Annotated in this window: 18 protein-coding genes; 9 read left to right on the forward strand and 9 right to left on the reverse strand. The window is 61.3% G+C overall.

Annotated elements, in window-relative coordinates:
- Positions 1–46: 46 nt before the first annotated feature.
- Positions 47–1,114 (reverse strand): porin, encoded by a 1,068-nt coding sequence (locus J1W56_RS08615; RefSeq protein ID WP_223612882.1) that lies wholly within the window; start codon positions 1,112–1,114, stop codon positions 47–49.
- A gap of 309 nt (positions 1,115–1,423) precedes the next feature.
- Here J1W56_RS08615 and dusA point away from each other — a divergent pair, with 309 nt between their 5' ends.
- Positions 1,424–2,434, forward strand: a complete 1,011-nt coding sequence (gene dusA / locus J1W56_RS08620; RefSeq protein ID WP_223612883.1) for a tRNA dihydrouridine(20/20a) synthase DusA — start codon at positions 1,424–1,426, stop codon at positions 2,432–2,434.
- A gap of 5 nt (positions 2,435–2,439) precedes the next feature.
- Here dusA and J1W56_RS08625 read toward each other — a convergent pair whose 3' ends face one another.
- Genes J1W56_RS08625 through J1W56_RS08635 form a run of 3 tightly spaced genes read right to left on the reverse strand, consistent with a single transcriptional unit; the run spans position 2,440 to position 4,169 of the window.
- On the reverse strand, positions 2,440–3,144 hold the full coding sequence (locus tag J1W56_RS08625) for a TIGR02281 family clan AA aspartic protease (protein WP_223612884.1): 705 nt from the start codon (positions 3,142–3,144) through the stop codon (positions 2,440–2,442).
- On the reverse strand, positions 3,144–3,377 hold the full coding sequence (locus J1W56_RS08630; RefSeq protein WP_223612885.1) for a DUF1289 domain-containing protein: 234 nt from the start codon (positions 3,375–3,377) through the stop codon (positions 3,144–3,146). The genes J1W56_RS08625 and J1W56_RS08630 overlap by 1 nt, the downstream gene beginning before the upstream one ends.
- 18 nt (positions 3,378–3,395) lie before the next feature.
- On the reverse strand, positions 3,396–4,169 hold the full coding sequence (locus J1W56_RS08635) for an adenosylcobinamide-GDP ribazoletransferase (RefSeq protein ID WP_223612886.1): 774 nt from the start codon (positions 4,167–4,169) through the stop codon (positions 3,396–3,398).
- A 133-nt stretch (positions 4,170–4,302) separates the two neighbouring features.
- Between J1W56_RS08635 and cobT the strand changes: the two genes are divergently transcribed.
- Positions 4,303–5,322, forward strand: a complete 1,020-nt coding sequence (cobT, locus tag J1W56_RS08640) for a nicotinate-nucleotide--dimethylbenzimidazole phosphoribosyltransferase (protein WP_223613475.1) — start codon at positions 4,303–4,305, stop codon at positions 5,320–5,322.
- 27 nt (positions 5,323–5,349) lie between these two features.
- Here the strand turns inward: cobT and J1W56_RS08645 are convergent, their stop codons facing one another.
- Entirely contained in the window at positions 5,350–5,784 is a 435-nt protein-coding gene (locus J1W56_RS08645) for a MarR family winged helix-turn-helix transcriptional regulator (RefSeq protein ID WP_223612887.1), read from the reverse strand.
- Between the two features lie 99 nt (positions 5,785–5,883).
- On the opposite strand from J1W56_RS08645, the gene J1W56_RS08650 reads away from it, so the two are divergent.
- Entirely contained in the window at positions 5,884–6,237 is a 354-nt protein-coding gene (locus tag J1W56_RS08650; protein WP_223612888.1) for a hypothetical protein, read from the forward strand.
- 55 nt (positions 6,238–6,292) lie between these two features.
- Here the strand turns inward: J1W56_RS08650 and J1W56_RS08655 are convergent, their stop codons facing one another.
- Both J1W56_RS08655 and J1W56_RS08660 read right to left on the reverse strand, forming a co-directional pair.
- Positions 6,293–6,739 (reverse strand): DoxX family protein, encoded by a 447-nt coding sequence (locus J1W56_RS08655; RefSeq protein ID WP_223612889.1) that lies wholly within the window; start codon positions 6,737–6,739, stop codon positions 6,293–6,295.
- 90 nt (positions 6,740–6,829) lie between these two features.
- Positions 6,830–8,353 (reverse strand): sensor histidine kinase, encoded by a 1,524-nt coding sequence (locus tag J1W56_RS08660; protein ID WP_223612890.1) that lies wholly within the window; start codon positions 8,351–8,353, stop codon positions 6,830–6,832.
- A 134-nt stretch (positions 8,354–8,487) separates the two neighbouring features.
- Between J1W56_RS08660 and J1W56_RS08665 the strand changes: the two genes are divergently transcribed.
- From J1W56_RS08665 to J1W56_RS08680, 4 genes are all read left to right on the forward strand, one after another.
- Positions 8,488–9,138, forward strand: a complete 651-nt coding sequence (locus J1W56_RS08665) for a thermonuclease family protein (protein WP_223612891.1) — start codon at positions 8,488–8,490, stop codon at positions 9,136–9,138.
- A complete protein-coding gene (locus tag J1W56_RS08670) occupies positions 9,135–9,746 on the forward strand; it encodes a glutathione S-transferase family protein (RefSeq protein WP_223612892.1) in 612 nt (203 codons plus the stop codon). The genes J1W56_RS08665 and J1W56_RS08670 overlap by 4 nt, the downstream gene beginning before the upstream one ends.
- Before the next feature lie 10 nt (positions 9,747–9,756).
- Positions 9,757–10,377 carry a uracil-DNA glycosylase family protein gene (locus J1W56_RS08675; protein ID WP_223612893.1) on the forward strand — a complete coding sequence of 207 codons (621 nt, stop codon included), beginning with the start codon at positions 9,757–9,759 and terminating at the stop codon, positions 10,375–10,377.
- 110 nt (positions 10,378–10,487) lie between these two features.
- The gene (locus tag J1W56_RS08680; protein WP_105732368.1) at positions 10,488–10,967 is read left to right on the forward strand and encodes an Lrp/AsnC family transcriptional regulator; all 480 of its coding nucleotides are present in this window, start codon (positions 10,488–10,490) and stop codon (positions 10,965–10,967) included.
- Positions 10,968–10,998: 31 nt separating this feature from the next.
- On the opposite strand, the gene J1W56_RS08685 is transcribed toward J1W56_RS08680, so the two are convergent.
- Positions 10,999–11,628 carry a TetR/AcrR family transcriptional regulator gene (locus J1W56_RS08685; RefSeq protein WP_223612894.1) on the reverse strand — a complete coding sequence of 210 codons (630 nt, stop codon included), beginning with the start codon at positions 11,626–11,628 and terminating at the stop codon, positions 10,999–11,001.
- A 132-nt stretch (positions 11,629–11,760) separates the two neighbouring features.
- On the opposite strand from J1W56_RS08685, the gene gap reads away from it, so the two are divergent.
- Positions 11,761–12,768, forward strand: a complete 1,008-nt coding sequence (gene gap, locus J1W56_RS08690; RefSeq protein ID WP_223612895.1) for a type I glyceraldehyde-3-phosphate dehydrogenase — start codon at positions 11,761–11,763, stop codon at positions 12,766–12,768.
- Positions 12,769–12,818: 50 nt separating this feature from the next.
- Here gap and J1W56_RS08695 read toward each other — a convergent pair whose 3' ends face one another.
- Entirely contained in the window at positions 12,819–13,688 is an 870-nt protein-coding gene (locus J1W56_RS08695) for an NAD(P)-dependent oxidoreductase (protein WP_223612896.1), read from the reverse strand.
- 61 nt (positions 13,689–13,749) lie between these two features.
- Between J1W56_RS08695 and J1W56_RS08700 the strand changes: the two genes are divergently transcribed.
- Positions 13,750–16,206 (forward strand): penicillin acylase family protein, encoded by a 2,457-nt coding sequence (locus J1W56_RS08700; protein WP_223612897.1) that lies wholly within the window; start codon positions 13,750–13,752, stop codon positions 16,204–16,206.
- The last annotated feature ends 3 nt before the right edge of the window (positions 16,207–16,209 follow it).

Consider the following 16,209-nt stretch of genomic DNA (forward strand, 5'->3'; position numbering starts at 1 on the left):
CAAAAACCGGGGGCAAGCCCCCGGTTTTGTTTACTCTTCAGTCTTCCTAGAAATTGCGCTGGAAGCGGATCGTGCCGCCGAAAGCATCATCGTTGCCGCCATTGGCAAGCGAGGTGTCCTTACGGTCGCCGTCAAACTTGGTGTAGTTCACTTCCGGCGTGATGGTGAAGCCGGGGACGAGCTCGTAAGCAACGTTCAAAGCCGCAGCAACGGTGCCTTCCGATTCATAGCCGACGAGACCGTTGATGGTTGCCTTGTCGGAAACCTTGGCGGCCAGTCCGCCCCAGGCCGCCCAGTCGCCGTGCCATGGCGCGAGGAAGTTGCGGTTGACGCGGGTGCTGTCGTAGCCGGACTGATAGCCGCCCATGACGAAGGCCGAGAACGTATCGGTGAACTTCAGGTCGAAGCGCAACTTGCCGGCGAATTCTTCGACGTTGGAGTCATAACCGCCGATTGCACTGACGCCGCCCCAACCCTGCTCGAACTTCACGCCGCCCATCAGGTGCGGCAGGTAGCTGTCGATGACATAGCCGGAATAGCCGTCATTGGTCGAACCCTGTTCGGCGGCGACGATCACCGACAAGCCATTGCCCGCGGCATAGGTATAGCTGACCTGATTGCTTGCCCAGCTGTTGTAGTTGATCACATCGTCATTGATGATGTTGCCGGCATAATTGGTCCACGAGCCGAAGATTTCGTCGGCAACACCGATGCGGAAGCCGCCGAGCTCAATGAAGGCCTGGGGAATGGTGCCGCCGCTGTTCACGCCATTGGTGTATTCGAAACGGGTCTGGATGTAGGAACGCAACGTGCCGAGCTCGGTTTCCGAGCGGGCATCGAAGCGGATTTCCGTACGCAGATGCTTGTTCCAGGTGCCGAACTCGCCGCCGCTGTAGACATTGTCACCCGCGCCGACATCGTAGCGCACATACCCGCCGATCTTCAGGCAGGTTTCAGTACCGGGGATATAGAAGAAGCCCTTGCCATAAGCATCGCAGACGCGAACATACTCAACCGGTTCCGGCTGCGCCACCACGATAGCATCCGCTGCGCGGGCGCCAGTAACGGCAACCAACGCCGCCGCCGAGCCAAGAAGAATAGCTTTGATGTTCATCGGGAGCCTCCATGCAAATCGATGACTCTGTTTTAGGCCGGTTTTTATGACGGTGTAAAACTGAAAAATGCCGAACCGGCGGTTCGATAGACTTTGTTGCGGTTTTATCACGCTACTGAATGTATCATGTCAGGCCGGGGCATTGCGGCGCGAAAGTCATGCTCCGGTGGACAAAACGGCCGCCGCGCATTATGAGGAGCGGCGCAATCTGCGGCGAAGGCCGGGAGAATTCGGCCTCTTCACCGTCACATTGCCGATCACGAATTGTGCAAACGCGCCAACACCAATCGAAAGCATCCGGACGTGGCAATGACGGCTGAACAGAACAATGGCTACACGCACAACCGCTTTGCGGTGGCGCCGATGATCGATTGGACCGATCGCCATTGCCGGACGCTGCACCGCCAGTTCACGCGCCATGCCTTGCTCTACACGGAAATGATCGTGGCGGATGCGGCCATCCACGGCAATCGCGAACGGCTTCTGGGTTTTTCCAGTGCTGAGCACCCCGTTGCCTTGCAGCTCGGCGGCTCCGATCCGGCCAAGCTCTCCGAAGCGGCGCGTGTGGGGGAAACCTTCGGTTACCGCGAGATCAACCTGAATGTCGGCTGCCCGTCGGACCGCGTGCAGTCCGGCACGTTCGGTGCCTGCCTGATGAAAACGCCCGGTCTGGTGGCCGACTGCGTCGCTGCGATGAAGCGGTCGGTGTCGATCCCCGTCACGGTCAAATGCCGGATCGGCGTCGATGATCAGGATATCGAACCGGCGCTCGACGATCTCGCTGGCGGCGTGTTCGCGGCGGGGGCCGATGCCCTGTGGGTGCATGCGCGCAAAGCCTGGCTCAAGGGGCTTTCACCGAAGGAGAACCGGGATATTCCGCCGCTGGATTATGACCGCGTCTACCGGCTCAAGCGGCAAAACCCGAGTCAATTCATCGGGATCAATGGCGGTCTTCAGACGCTCGATGAAGCGCTTCAGCATTTGAATCATGTGGATGGTGTCATGCTCGGCCGCGCCGCCTACAACAATCCCATGTTGCTCGCCGATGTGGACGGGGCGATCTATGGCGATGCCCGTCCGGCCGCATCGGTCGATGCGATCATCGACCATATGTGCGCCTATACGGATGAGCACATGCGGCAGGGCGGGCGCGTCTCGCACATAGCCCGCCACATGGTCGGCATGTTCCATGGCGCAGCCGGTGCGCGGCGCTGGCGCCAGATTCTGTCGACGGAAGCCAACAGGCCGGATGCGGACAGCAGCGTCATCCGCCGTGCCTATGAAGCCGTGCAAGCGGGATTGGCCGACCAGGCCGCCTGAACCGTCTAATCCGACAGGATCAGGCGATCGCCGCGCACGGAAAAACCGCTGAGGGTGTTGAGGAAATTCATGCCGAGCAGGCTGCCGTCCATGCGGCCCTCCTGCGCGACCATGGCACGGATATTGCGCCGGAGGATGGCACCGATCCTGATTTCGTCCAGCATCACGATCGCGGCAGTGGCTGCGCCGTTCGCTGTCATGATCGGCGTCCTGTAGGCCAGCTTGTCCGGATTGAGGCCCGCCCGCCGCGCGTCGTCATAGGAGAGCACGATGGACGATGCGCCGGTATCGACCATGAAGCCGATCGAGGCATTGTTGACCGAGCCCTTGACCTCGAAATGACCGTTTTCTGCCTTGGCCAGCGTCACTGTCACGCCGCCATCGCCATCCCTTGCGGAAATCGGGCTGCCGGGAACGAGCCCCGCCGTGACGCGGTGACCGATGTCCTGCAGTTCATAGCGATACTGGTAACCGGCAACCAGAGCCATCAGAATAACCAGCCACATCGCCATGTTGCGCAGGAAGTGGCTGAGCGGGATGCCGGAGCCGAGCAGGCCTGCCGCAATCACGATGCCCCAGATGCTCATATAGGCAAGGCGTGCGAACTGGTCATTGGCCAGACCCAGCGTCGTGCCGCTGCCATTGTTGGCGATGAGGAGGAGGGTTGTTCCGGCGATGAGGGCGACGATGATCCAGAACAGGCGGGGCATCAGATCTCCTGTTCCTTCTCACGGGCCATGCGGGTGCGCCGGGTTTCGCGGCGCGGGCGGCGTTCGATGCTGTCGAGACGGGCGGCAAGGCCGGCCATGATCGTCCGCCGATTATCCGGCGTCATCGTCAACCATGCGCCGATTTCCTCGCGCGTGCGCCCGCAGCCGAAACAATAGCCGGTCTTCATATCGATGGCGCAGACGAGGATGCAGGGTGACTCGATGGTGCTCATATCCCAGATTTGGTACAGTTAGACCGCAATCACAAGCCCGAGCAAAAGCGAAATCGTTGCCAGTTGCTGCATGGCGCCCAATGTATCGCCGGTCTGCCCGCCGATTTTGTCGCGGCAGAGGGCTGCAAAGCCATAAAACACCAATCCCGCCAGACAGGCGGGTACGATCACGGCAAAAGGTCCCCCGGCTGCGCCATAGCCGATCACGAGGATGACCGCGCCGATGATCAGGCTGAAATTGGCGGCGTCTTCCGTCGGCGTGCCGGCGCTGTCGGCAACGCCGCCGGAGCGGGCCGAGGGGAGCATCTGCCAGAATTTGACCAGTATGGCCCGGCTTGCCGCCTCCGTCGCCACGAGAACGGCGATGGAGGCAATGGGGCTGAGATCGCTGAGAATATCCATGTAGAAGGCAACGCGCAGCAGCACGGAGAGGATCAGCGCCAGCGTTCCGTAGGAGCCGATGGCCGAATCCTTCATGATCTCAAGCCGCCGCGCGCTGGTTTTCCCGCCGTAGAAGCCGTCGGCAGCGTCGGCAAGGCCGTCCTCGTGCAGGGCGCCGGTGACAATGATCGAGGTGGTGACCAGCAGCAGCGCGGTCACGAATTCCGGCAGGTCGAGGGTGTGTCCGACAAGGATGACCACCGCAGCGGGCACGGCGATCAGGATGCCCGCAAGCGGAAAGCCGCGCACCGTGTCGTGCAGCGAGCCCTGATAATCCTCGAACCATTGCGGCGATACCGGCCAGCGCGACAGAAAGGCCAGCGCGCGCATCGTTTCCTTCAGCAGTTCCATGACCTGTTCCCGTTCAGCAAAGCCGGCGGCCGGGGCGCGACATTCAATGCCGCCCGATGGCCTTTGCGTTTTGTCTGCCAAAGCTTATAGGACGTGCATCGATAATTTGCCATGAAGACTTGGTTCAAGGAACATCATGACCACTGGCCTGCCATTTGACGATTTTCGCACCCTCATCGAAACCCTGCCCGGACCGGACGAGGCCGCTGTCGCCGCCGTGCGCAAGCGCGATTCGACGCTGACCAAGCCGCCGGGCGCGCTCGGCCGCATGGAAGAGATCGTCGAGTGGCTGGCCGCCTGGACAGGCCGTTCGCGTCCGCAGGTGACGCGGCCGCTGGTCGCGGTTTTCGCCGGCAATCACGGCGTCACCGCCAAGGGCGTTTCGCCCTATCCGTCATCGGTGACGGCGCAGATGGTGGAAAATTTCGCGGCGGGCGGCGCGGCGATCAACCAGATCTGCATCGCCAATGATCTCGGCCTGAAAATCTTCGATCTGGCGTTGGAATATCCCACCGCCGATATCACCGAAGAAGCGGCGATGGATGAAAAGACCTGCGCCGCCACCATGGCTTTCGGCATGGAGTCCATCGCGGGTGGCACGGACCTCTTGTGCATCGGCGAGATGGGTATCGGCAATACCACCATTGCTGCGGCGATTTTCCACGCCCTCTATGGCGGAACGGCGGAGGAATGGGTCGGACCCGGCACGGGTGCGACCAGTGACGGCATGAAGCGCAAGGCGGATGCGGTGCGTACCGCCGTGGCACTGCATGGCTCGCACCTGAAGGATCCGTTGGAAGTGCTGCGCCGTCTGGGCGGGCGCGAGATCGCGGCGATGGTCGGTGCCATCCTGGCGACACGCGTCGAAAAAATCCCCGTTATCATCGATGGTTATGTCGCCACCTCGGCCGCCGCAATCCTGCATGCGGCCAACCCGGAAGCCATCGATCATTGCCTGTTCGGCCATGTCTCGGCGGAACCCGGCCACCGCAAGGCTCTGGAAAAGCTGGGCAAGAAGCCATTGCTCGACCTTGGCATGCGGCTCGGCGAGGGCACCGGTGCGGCGCTCGCCGCCGGTATCGTCAAGGCGGCGGCGCTCTGCCACAGCGGCATGGCAACATTCGACCAGGCAGGCGTCAGCAACCGGGACTGAGACTTTTGCGCCGCAACCCCCGGCCAATCATCCGGGGGCTGGATTGGCGTTGCCGGCCAGCCGCTCCAGCAAATCCCGCACCATGTCCAGCTCCGCTTCCGTAAAACCGGAGCGCAATCGCGCGTCATAGGCCATGGCGACACGCCGCAGGCGATGAAATATTGCGCGCCCGCCATCGGTCAGCTCGATCCGGTGGATACGCCGGTTGTCCGGTTCCCTTTTGCGCAGCAAAAGACCTGCATCCTCCATGCCATTCAAGTGATGCGTCAGGGTCGGGCCCTGGATGCCGACCTCATCGGCCAGTTCCGATTGCATCCGGTGGCCGCCGCGCATCAGCGCCAGCAGGATAAGCCAGACCGATACGGAGCCGCCTTCGGCAGCCAGAGCATCATCGAAGGCACGGCTGACAGTTTTGGCCGTGCGCGCGAGCAGCAATCCGATGGGTGGGTGTACGGGTTCCATCATATTCCTTTGACATCGAACAGTTAGATATCTATGTATTATTCGATCATATCGATCAAGATACCAATTCGCGTCAATACGCCAACAGGGAGGTTCATCATGCCAGTCTTTCTGATGATTTTGCTCGCCATTCACGTCTTGTCATCAATCTTTTGGGCGGGATCGACGTTTACGCTTGCCCGTACGGGCGGTGCGGGAAGCCAGCAGTTCTTCCGGCCGCAAATGGGGGCGGCGACCGTGGCCTTTCTGAGCGGTGCCACATTGCTGGGGCTTTACCACGGCAGCTGGCTGTCGGGCTCCGAGACGGTTCTCGGGATCGGCATAGTCGCCGCCATCGCCGCAGCGGGGGTGCAGGGTGCGTTGCGGAAAAAACCGGAGATATCCCACCGCATCGCAGCCGGTCTGCTGGCGGTCACCGCCGTCTGCATGGTGATCGCCCGATTTGCTGCCTGAGCGGACGGAGTGATACCGCCGGCACGCGGGGCGCGTACCGGCGGTGCAATACTGGCTAGAATTCCTTGCCGATTTTTGCGTCGACCGAATGATTGCTGGCGCCGCGGATGACAAAGAAGAACAGGATCGCCGCCCACAGGATGGATTTTTCCGAACCCGCCCAGCCCTGACCCTGCGCGATCCAGTGGAAATAGATCGTCACGGCCAGCACGATGGTGGTGGCAAAGGCTGCCGGGCGCGTCAGGAACCCGAGCGCCAGCAGGATGCCGCCGAAAAACTCCGTTGCCGCCAGCAGCGGCGACCAGAACACGCCGGGATAAAAGCCCAGACCCTCGACCATTTCGACGGCACCGAACGGATTGGCGATCTTGCCCGAGCCGTGCACGACAAGTGCACCGCCGGCAATGACGCGCAGAAGCGTTTCCGAAAATTGTGCGAGGCCGGTGTAGATGCCGCCAAGGGCCGGAATAATCAGAGGACGGTTGTTTCCATTTGCGTTCATGAAGCTTCCCCATATGAACCTGTTGCAATGGGCCAGCAATGGCGGGGTGCCGCATAACGCGCAAATGACAATTAATTGAACCTGAGTATTCTAGGCAACTTTTTTGGCGGCGGCGGATTTCGTGGCGGAATCCATATTTTGCAGGACCCGCGCACGCGGGAAAACCGCAAGCGCTTCCGTGCCTTCGCGCAATTTGGAGAAGAGGTGGAACTCGCCGTCATGCATGTGCACGAGGGCCTGCACGATGGGCAGGCCAAGGCCTGTGCCCTGTTCGGCGTTCTTGATGGCGATGGAGCCCTGGCCGAAGGCGGACAGGACCACCGGGATTTCCTCCGGCGGGATGCCCGGGCCATTGTCGCGTACCGAGACATACTGCCCGCCGCCCGCCGTCCAGCCGACCTTGATGTCGATGCGGCCGTTCTGCGGAGTGAATTTCACCGCATTGGCCAAAAGGTTGAGGACGATCTGCCGTATGGAGCGCTCGTCGGCCTGCATCGGCCACATGCCGGTTTCGAACTGGGGCAGCAGCCGTATCCCCTTGTTGCGGGCTTTCAGATCCATCATGTGGATGCATTCTTCGGCGATGTCGGTCAGCAGCAGCGGCTCCTCGTTGATGGAGTAACGCCCGGCTTCGATCCGGCTCAGATCGAGGATCTCGTTGATGAGGTTGAGCAGGTGGACGCCGGAGGCATGGATATCCCCGGCATATTCGCGATAGGTGGTGTTCTGTATCGGCCCGAGCACTTCCTTGGCCATGACTTCGGAAAAGCCGAGGATGGCGTTGAGCGGCGTGCGCAGTTCGTGACTCATGGAGGCGAGAAAACGGGATTTGGCCAGATTGGCTTCCTCGGCGCGGCGGCGGCCTTCGTCGGACATGGCGTTGGCCGTTTCCAGCTCGGCGATCAGGGCATCCTTCTCCGCCTGCAGGGCAAGGGAGACGGATACCGAGCGGTTGAGCCGTGTCGCCACGAGATAGAAGAAGGCCAGCCCCGCAAACAGCATGATGACCATCGTCGCCTGTATCGGGCTCTGCAGATGGCTGGTGGCGAGGATCGTGTAGGTGATGACCGGCACGGTGAATGCCGCGAGGATGGCCGCGCGCAGGGCCGAACAGATGATGGCGGTAATCGCCATGGCCAGGATCAGGACAACCGCCTGAATGACCGGGAACAGGCTGATGCCGCAGGTGGCGCAGCTCAGAAAGGAAAAATACGCCCATCCCATGCTGGTGAGAAAATGACCGCCGAGATAGATGATCTGCCAGTTCTTGACCTGTTCGTTCGTGATGCCGATTTTTTCCAGGCGGCGGGCGAGAAGGCCGAGCACCATATAGAGGCCGATCGTGATGCCGGCCCAGACGACCATGTCCCGGCCAAATCCGGCGAGGACGCCGGCCACGGCGATCAGGGCGATGAACAGCGGCAGCATTGCCGCGTTGACGATCAGCGCGCGGGTGTGCATGAACAGCAGTTCGCGTTCGAAGTGCCTGATGCCGGCATGTTCCATCAGACGGTCGCGGGCGCGGCGAACCACAACGGACAAATCCTTGTTGCGCGGCAGTTTTCGCCGGTCAACAATGTTTTTGTCTGCACTGATTGCGTCGAGTAATGCCATGCGCCCCGTTCCAGATCGCCGTTTTGTCTGCACTCCGGCAGCATTGCATCGCAAGCCTATTCATAAATGATTAAAAGACTTTCAAATCTGCCCAATCGGCGAGGAGAATCAACCGGCATGGATGGTACGTCGCAATGAACGGGCGGTTTGGCCGTTATCGCCGGCGGTGGCAGCGTCCTGCGGCGGCGCCGCGTCCGCTCGCCAGGAAACTGGCCGACTATCTGCTGATGCTGGTGTTCTTCGCTCTGGTTGCGCTGCTGGCGGCGCGGTTGTCGGTGCCGCGCGAGGTGCGGGAGATAACGGGCAAGGCCTATGTCATCGATGGCGATACGGTGGTCGTGACGGGGCAGCATGTCCGCCTCAAGGGGATCGATGCGCCGGAACTCGCCCAGCGTTGCGGCGAAGGGCAGGGCGACTATGCCTGCGGGCAGGAGGCGCGGCAGGCGCTGGTCAGGCTGATCGGTGGCCGGCCGGTCCGCTGTGAAACGAGCGGGCGGGACAAGTACAGGCGCGATCTCGGCACCTGTTTTGCAGGCGATGCCGATCTCAACCGCGCCATGGTCGAAACCGGGCAGGCCGTCGCCTATGGCGACTACCGCGACGCGGAAATGCAGGCGCGGACGGAACGAAAGGGGCTTTGGAAAAGTTCTTTCGACAGGCCGCAGGATTGGCGGAAGCTGCACCGGCAGGACGCTGAAACAGCGCCGGAGGCGCGGAACCGGCTGGCCGATATCGTCAATGGCGTCTATGACTGGGTGCGTCAGAAACTGGGAGAGATCTGGTGAAACTATATGATGGAGGACGGGCGCCAAACCCGCGGCGCGTGCGCATATTTTTGGCGGAGAAGGGTGTCGAGGTGCCGCTCGTGCCTGTCGACATGGGGGCGATGGGGCATCGCTCGGCCGAAGTGACTGCGCTCAATCCCATGCAGCGCCTGCCCGTGCTTGAACTCAATGACGGAACTGTTATCACCGAGTCCGTGGCGATCTCCCGCTATTTCGAGGAAATCTACCCCGAACCCGCCCTGTTCGGTCGGGGTGCGGTTGGCAAAGCGCTGGTGGAAATGTGGCAGCGGCGGGTGGAACTGCAACTGTTTGCCAGCGTTGCCGCCGCCTTCCGTCATATCCACCCGGCGATGATCGAATGGGAGGTGCCGCAAATTCCCGCATGGGGCGAGGCAAACAAGCCAAAGGCCGTGGCATTCCTGGATATTCTCGACACGCAGCTTGCAACCAACGCCTTCATCGCGGGCGACGACTATTCCATCGCCGATATTACCGGGCTTGTGGCCATCGACTTCTTCAAGCCTGCCCGGATCGAGATGCCGGGCCATGTCACGCATGTGAAGCGCTGGTACGACGCGGTTGCAAGCCGGCCGAGTGCCAAGGCATGAGGCGCTGACCATGCCAGCCCCGGCGCTTGACGTCCTGGCCGCGCAGATCAAGGCATGCCGCCTGTGCCGGGATGCGCCGCATTATCTGCCGCCTTTGCCGCATGAGCCCAATCCGGTCTGCGTGCTGTCGCAGACCGCGCGCATCGTCATCTGCGGGCAGGCGCCCGGCATCCGCGTTCACAACAGCGGCCTGCCGTTCAACGACCCGTCTGGCGACCGGTTGCGCGACTGGCTCGGGGTCGATCGCACTGCATTTTACGATCCGGACAAATTTGCCATCGTGCCGATGGGGTTCTGTTTCCCCGGCTATGATGCGCATGGCGGCGATCTGCCGCCGCGCAAGGAGTGCCGTCACATCTGGCACGATCAGGTTTTCGCCGCCATGCCGCAGGTCGAGCTTATCCTGACAATTGGCCAGTACGCGCAGGCCTACCATCTGGGAAAGCGCCGCCGTGCGAGCATGACCGATACGGTCTTTCACTGGCAGGATTATTTCGATGCGGCGTCCGGACCCTCGATTCTGCCCCTGCCGCACCCGTCCTGGCGCAACAGCGGCTGGCTGCGCCGGAATCCATGGTTCGAGCAGAACGTTCTCCCTGTGCTCCGGCAGAAGGTCAGGATTCTAATTTGACGGGTTTCCGGATGAAATTTTTTTCAGATTTATAAAGTTTAGAATAATTTTCTTGTACGATGGGGGAATTACGGACCATAAAGTATCCCATTCCAAAGGGACAAGAGATCATGGACAGACTCGACCGAAAAATTCTTCGCCTCCTGCAGGAGGATGCAACGCTTGCGGTGGCTGATGTCGCCAAGAAGGTAGGGTTGTCGACGACGCCGTGCTGGCGCCGTATCCAGAAACTGGAAGAGGATGGCGTGATCCAGCGCCGCGTTGCCATCCTCGATCCCGTCCGCGTCAATACGCGTGTCACGGTGTTCGTGTCGATCCGCACCGGGGCGCACAACAATGAATGGCTGAAGCGTTTTTCCGAAGTGGTGCAGGAGTTTCCCGAAGTGGTCGAGTTCTACCGCATGAGCGGCGATGTCGATTATCTCCTGCGGGTCGTCGTGCCTGATATTGCCGCCTATGATGCCGTGTACAAGCGCCTGATCGCCAAGATCGACATTCGCGACGTGTCCTCGGCCTTCGCCATGGAGCAGATCAAGTACACGACGGAACTGCCGCTCGATTACATGAGCATCGAAAAGGAATCGGCCTGATCGCCCCAGGCGCATAGACCCGCCATGGCGCCTACGGCGCGGTGGTCGCGCCCGCAGCCTTGAGGATCAGTGCAATACTATTGCGCGCGATGCGTTCAAGGTCCGCCCGGGCCGTCCCGGCGCGGGCGCGCTGCGCAAGGCTGTGCTGCAGGGCGGCAAGCATGTCGGCGACCGCATCGATGTCGGTTGCGGGCGGCAGTTGGCCGTCATCGCGCGCCGCCGCGATCCGGTCGCGGAAGCGCGCGTCCGTGCGTCCGAGAGCGGCAAACAGTTCGGCGCCGATCAATGGGTCGGCTGTCGCCTCGCCGGTGATGACGCTGAGCACGGGGCAGCCGAGCGGGCGGTCATCACCTTCCGAATAGATGGCAACAATCATCAAAAAATAGTCATTGAGCGCCTTGGCCAGCGAGGGTTCGCCGAAGAGGGCACGGTTCCAGTGCTCGGCACTGTCCTCGACGTAATGTGTGACGGCCTGCAGGTAGATCGCGCGCTTGTTGCCGAAGGCGGCATAAAGGCTCGGCCGCGCCATTTTCGTCGCCTCCGACAGGTGGTCGAGCGATGTGGCGGTATAGCCGCGACGCCGGAATTCGAGGAGTGCGGCACCGAGCGCAGCCTTGGCATCGTATTGGCGCGGACGGCCGCGGGCGGATTGTTCTTTCATTTTTGTACCGTGTCGCAATAAATTCATTGCAAAAATTTTTATGCGAAGTAGTCTAAAATTCAGCGGCACGGAAAGCAATCCCTCTCGAAGAAGAGGCGCACCATTTCTCCGCCTGGACAAAAAGGACAATCGATGACTGACAAAATCCGTATCGGCATCAACGGGTTCGGCCGCATTGGCCGGACGGTTCTGCGGGCCGCGATGGCGCGTAACGACGTCGAGATCGTGGCGATCAACGACCTGCTGCCAACCGATCATCTCGCTTACCTCCTCAAATATGACAGCGTGCATGGCGGTTTCCGGGGCAGCATAAGTGCCGCAGACGGCGCGCTCGATATCAATGGCGGCAGGGTCAGGGCCTTCAGCGAACGGGACCCCGGCGCAATCGGTTGGGGCGAGGCGGGTGTCGATGTGGTTATCGAGGCGACCGGCCGCTTCCTGACGCAGGCTGCCGCGGAAGGACACCTTTCTGCCGGTGCCGGCAAGGTCCTGCTCTCGGCGCCGCCGGAAGACGACACGCCGGTCTTCGTCATGGGCGTCAACGCGACCGGCTATGCCGGTCAGAGCATTGTCTCGAACGCCTCGTGCACGACCAATTGTGTCGCGCCGCTCGCCAAAGCCGTGAACGACGCTTTCGGCCTCGAAGAAGCGCTGATGCTTACGGTTCACGCCACGACATCGAGCCAGAATACGGTCGACGGTGTGGCGCGCAAGGACTGGCGTTTCGGGCGCGGTATCCTCGAGAACATCATCCCGGCGACGACCGGCGCGGCGCGCATGGTCGGCAAGGTGGTACCCGAATTGAATGGGCGGATCAACGGCATGGCGGTGCGCGTGCCGGTGTCTGATGTATCGATGATCGATCTCACATGCCGTCTCAGGGAAAACGTGTCCTACAAGGACATCTGCGCGATGATCCGCACGCAGGCGGCGAACGCGATGGCCGGCATCCTCGCCTATTGCGACGAACCCGTCGTCTCGACCGACATGCGCGGCAATCCGCATTCATCGATCTTCGACGCGCTCGCCGGCATGCAGATTGAAGGCGGGTTGACCAAGCTTGTTGCCTGGTACGACAACGAATGGGGCTATGCCTGCCGTTGCCTTGACCTGGCGGCGCATATTTCGCGCGCCCGGTAGGCGTTGCTGGGGAACCGGCCTGATCGTCTCAGGCCGATGTCCCGGCCAGGCTATTTCTCCAGACGTGCCAGCAGGGATGACGTATCCCAGCGGTTCCCGCCCATGTTCTGCACCTGCTTGTAGAACTGGTCGACCAATGCCGTGACAGGCAACTGTGCGCCGTTGCGGTCGGCCTCGTCGAGGCAGATACCCAGATCCTTGCGCATCCAGTCAACGGCAAAGCCGAAATCGTATTTTCCGGCGTTCATGGTCTTGTGGCGGTTTTCCATCTGCCACGATCCTGCGGCGCCCTTGGAAATGACCTCGATGACCTTCTCGATATCAAGGCCAGCCTTCTTGCCGAAGTGAATGCCTTCGGCCAGCCCCTGCACCAGACCGGCAATGCAGATCTGGTTGATCATCTTGGTGAGTTGGCCCGCACCGGCGGGGCCCATGAGGCCGACCATTTTGGCAAAGGATTCGATGACCGGCTTTGCCCGGTCGAAAGCTTCCGATTCGCCGCCGACCATGACGGTCAGCACGCCGTTTTCGGCACCGGCCTGGCCGCCGGAAACCGGCGCATCGAGAAAATGCAAGCCGCGCTTGCGCGCCTCAGCATCGAGTTCACGCGCCACTTCCGCCGACGCGGTGGTGTGATCGACGAAAATCGCGCCCTTCTTCATCGTATGAAAAGCACCGTTCTCGCCGATGGTGACAGCCCGCAGATCGTCATCATTTCCGACGCAGCAGAAGACAAAATCCTTATCCGCAGCGGCTTCTCCGGGGGTCGGTGCATGCTTGCCGTGAAACTGCTCAGCCCACTTTTTCGCCTTTTCGCCATTGCGGTTGAAGACGGTGACGTCATGGCCCCCACGAGTCTTCAGGTGACCCGCCATCGGGTAACCCATTACACCAAGACCGATAAATGTGACTGTTGCCATTCCGTAATTTCCTCTGTCAGATAGGCTATGTGTTCGAAGGATTGCGGGAGAGGTTAGGACAATGCGGCGGATCATCAAAGGCCTATTGTGGATTGTTTTTTCCCTCATTCCGCTCGCTCTGATCGCAGGAGGCGCCGGTTACGTCTGGCTGGCCCGCTCGGTGGCCCCGGCCACCGGCGAGATGGTGCTGACGGACCTTGCGGCGCCCGTCACGGTGACGCGCGACAAGAACGCGGTGCCGCATATCGTCGGCAGCAATGTCGAGGATGTCCTGACCGCTCTCGGCTTTGTCCACGCGCAGGAACGCCTGTGGCAGATGGAGGTCACCCGCATGGCCGGGCAGGGGCGCCTGTCCGAAATGTTCGGCGACAAGACGGTTTCCACGGACCGGTTTCTGCGGTCGCTCGGCGTCTATGAATCCGCCGTCGCGTCGGCCGCTTCGCTCGATCCGGCGGACCGCAAGCGCATCGATGCCTATGTGCGCGGCATCAACGCCTTCATCAACAGCAAGGGACGCTCCTTCGCATCGAAATATTCGCCTGAATTTGTCGTCCTCGGCTACAAGCCGGATGAATGGACGGCGGCCGATGTGATCGTGACGCTGAAGATGATGTCCGTGACCTTGGCGGCCAACATCGATCAGGAAGTGTTGCGTCTCAAATTTGCCCGGCTGGGAATGACGGATGCGGAAATCACCGATCTCCTGCCGCCCGTGGCCGATGACGCACCGCCACCGCTGCCGGACCTGAAGCAGCTTTTGGGCTTGCCAAGCGGACCGATCAAGATCGGCGCTTTGCAAGCCGAACAGCGGTTTGCCGCGCTCAATGCCGTCATGTCGACCGGCGCATCGAACAACTGGGTCGTGGGCGGGGCGAAAACCGAAACCGGCAAGCCCATCCTGGAAAACGATCCGCATCTTGGGCTGACGGCGCCTGCCGTCTGGTATCTGGCGCATCTGGAGGTGAAGAACGCCGATGGCAGCAGCAAGAACCTCGCCGGCGTGACGCTGCCGGGAGCGCCCCTGGTGCTGCTGGGGCGCAATGACCGCATTGCGTGGGGTTTCACCAATACCGGCGCCGACGTTCAGGACATTTTTGTCGAACGGATCAATCCGGCCAATCGGAATGAATATCAGACGCCTGAGGGCTTTGCGCCGTTCCGCAAGCAGCCTGTCACCATCAAGGTCAAGGGCGGCAGTGACGTGACCTTCGACCGGCTGGTCACGCGGCATGGGCCGGTCCTGCCGGCGGACTATCGTGGTCTCGATCATTATCTGCCTGACAACACGGTTGCAGCGCTGGCATGGACGGCGCTTGCGGAGGATGACAAGACCATATCCGCCGGGCTGAAACTCTGGGATTTTGCCAGCGTGACGGATTTCCAGAACGGGATGCGCGATTTCGTGACGCCGATGCAATCGATGGTGATTGCCGATGTCGATGGCAATATCGGGCTGATCGCACCGGGCAGGGTGCCGGTCCGCGATCCGGCCAACCGCATCATGGGGCGTGCGCCATCGCCGGGCTGGGATGCGACCTATGACTGGAAAGGCACCATTCCCTACGAGGAACTGCCCCGCAGCTATAACCCTCCGGAAAATGTCATCGGCACGGCCAATACCAAGATGGTGGATGCGGCCTATCCGCATTTCCTGACATTCGACTGGGACGAGACATGGCGGTTCGACCGGATCAAAGCGCTGATCTATGGCGCGGAACGGCAATCGATGGAGAGCAACCGCAAGGCGCAGGGCGATGCCTATTCCAACGCCTATGCGGTGCTGGGACCGGTGATGCTCAAGCTGATCGAAGGACGAAAGGACATCGATCAGGCCGCGTTCAAGCAGTTGAGCCAATGGGATTACGTGGAAGACCGCAACCGCATCGAGCCCTTGCTGTTCAATGCCTGGCTGCGCGCGGCCACCAAACGGATCGTCGAGGATGATCTCGGCGAGGCGTTCCCAACCTACTGGCAGGTCCGGGTATCGGCGATGCTGCGCTGGCTCGGACCCAATCCGGCGCGCGACTGGTGTGACGATGGGCGGACGCCGGAGAAGGAAAGCTGCGGCGACGTGCTTGCCCTGGCGCTGGCCGATGCCCTGAAGGATCTCGATGGCCGCCTCGGGGCGGACCGCTCGAAATGGAACTGGGGCGCGCTGCATTATGCCTACGGGGCGCACCGGCCGTTCGCGCAGGTCAGCCCGCTCGACCGCATCTTCAATGTGGATGTGCCGGCCTCCGGCGGGGCTTTCACGCTCGACCGGGCAAAATCGCAGCTCACGGATGAAAGCAATCCGTATCGTGCCACGCACGGCAGCAGCTATCGCGGCCTGTTTGATCTGGCCGATCTCAACCGGTCGACCTATATCCAGACAAGCGGCCAGTCCGGCAATGTGTTTTCAGCCAATTATCGCGATTTCGCGCAGAAATGGGCCGATACCCAGGCGATCACCATCTCCACCGACGAGAAGGTCTACCAGGACGGCCTGCTGGGGATCTGGCGGTTGAAGCCGCAGTAAGTC

It is taken from the genome of Phyllobacterium calauticae (assembly GCF_019991125.1).
GTDB classification, from domain to species: domain Bacteria; phylum Pseudomonadota; class Alphaproteobacteria; order Rhizobiales; family Rhizobiaceae; genus Phyllobacterium; species Phyllobacterium calauticae.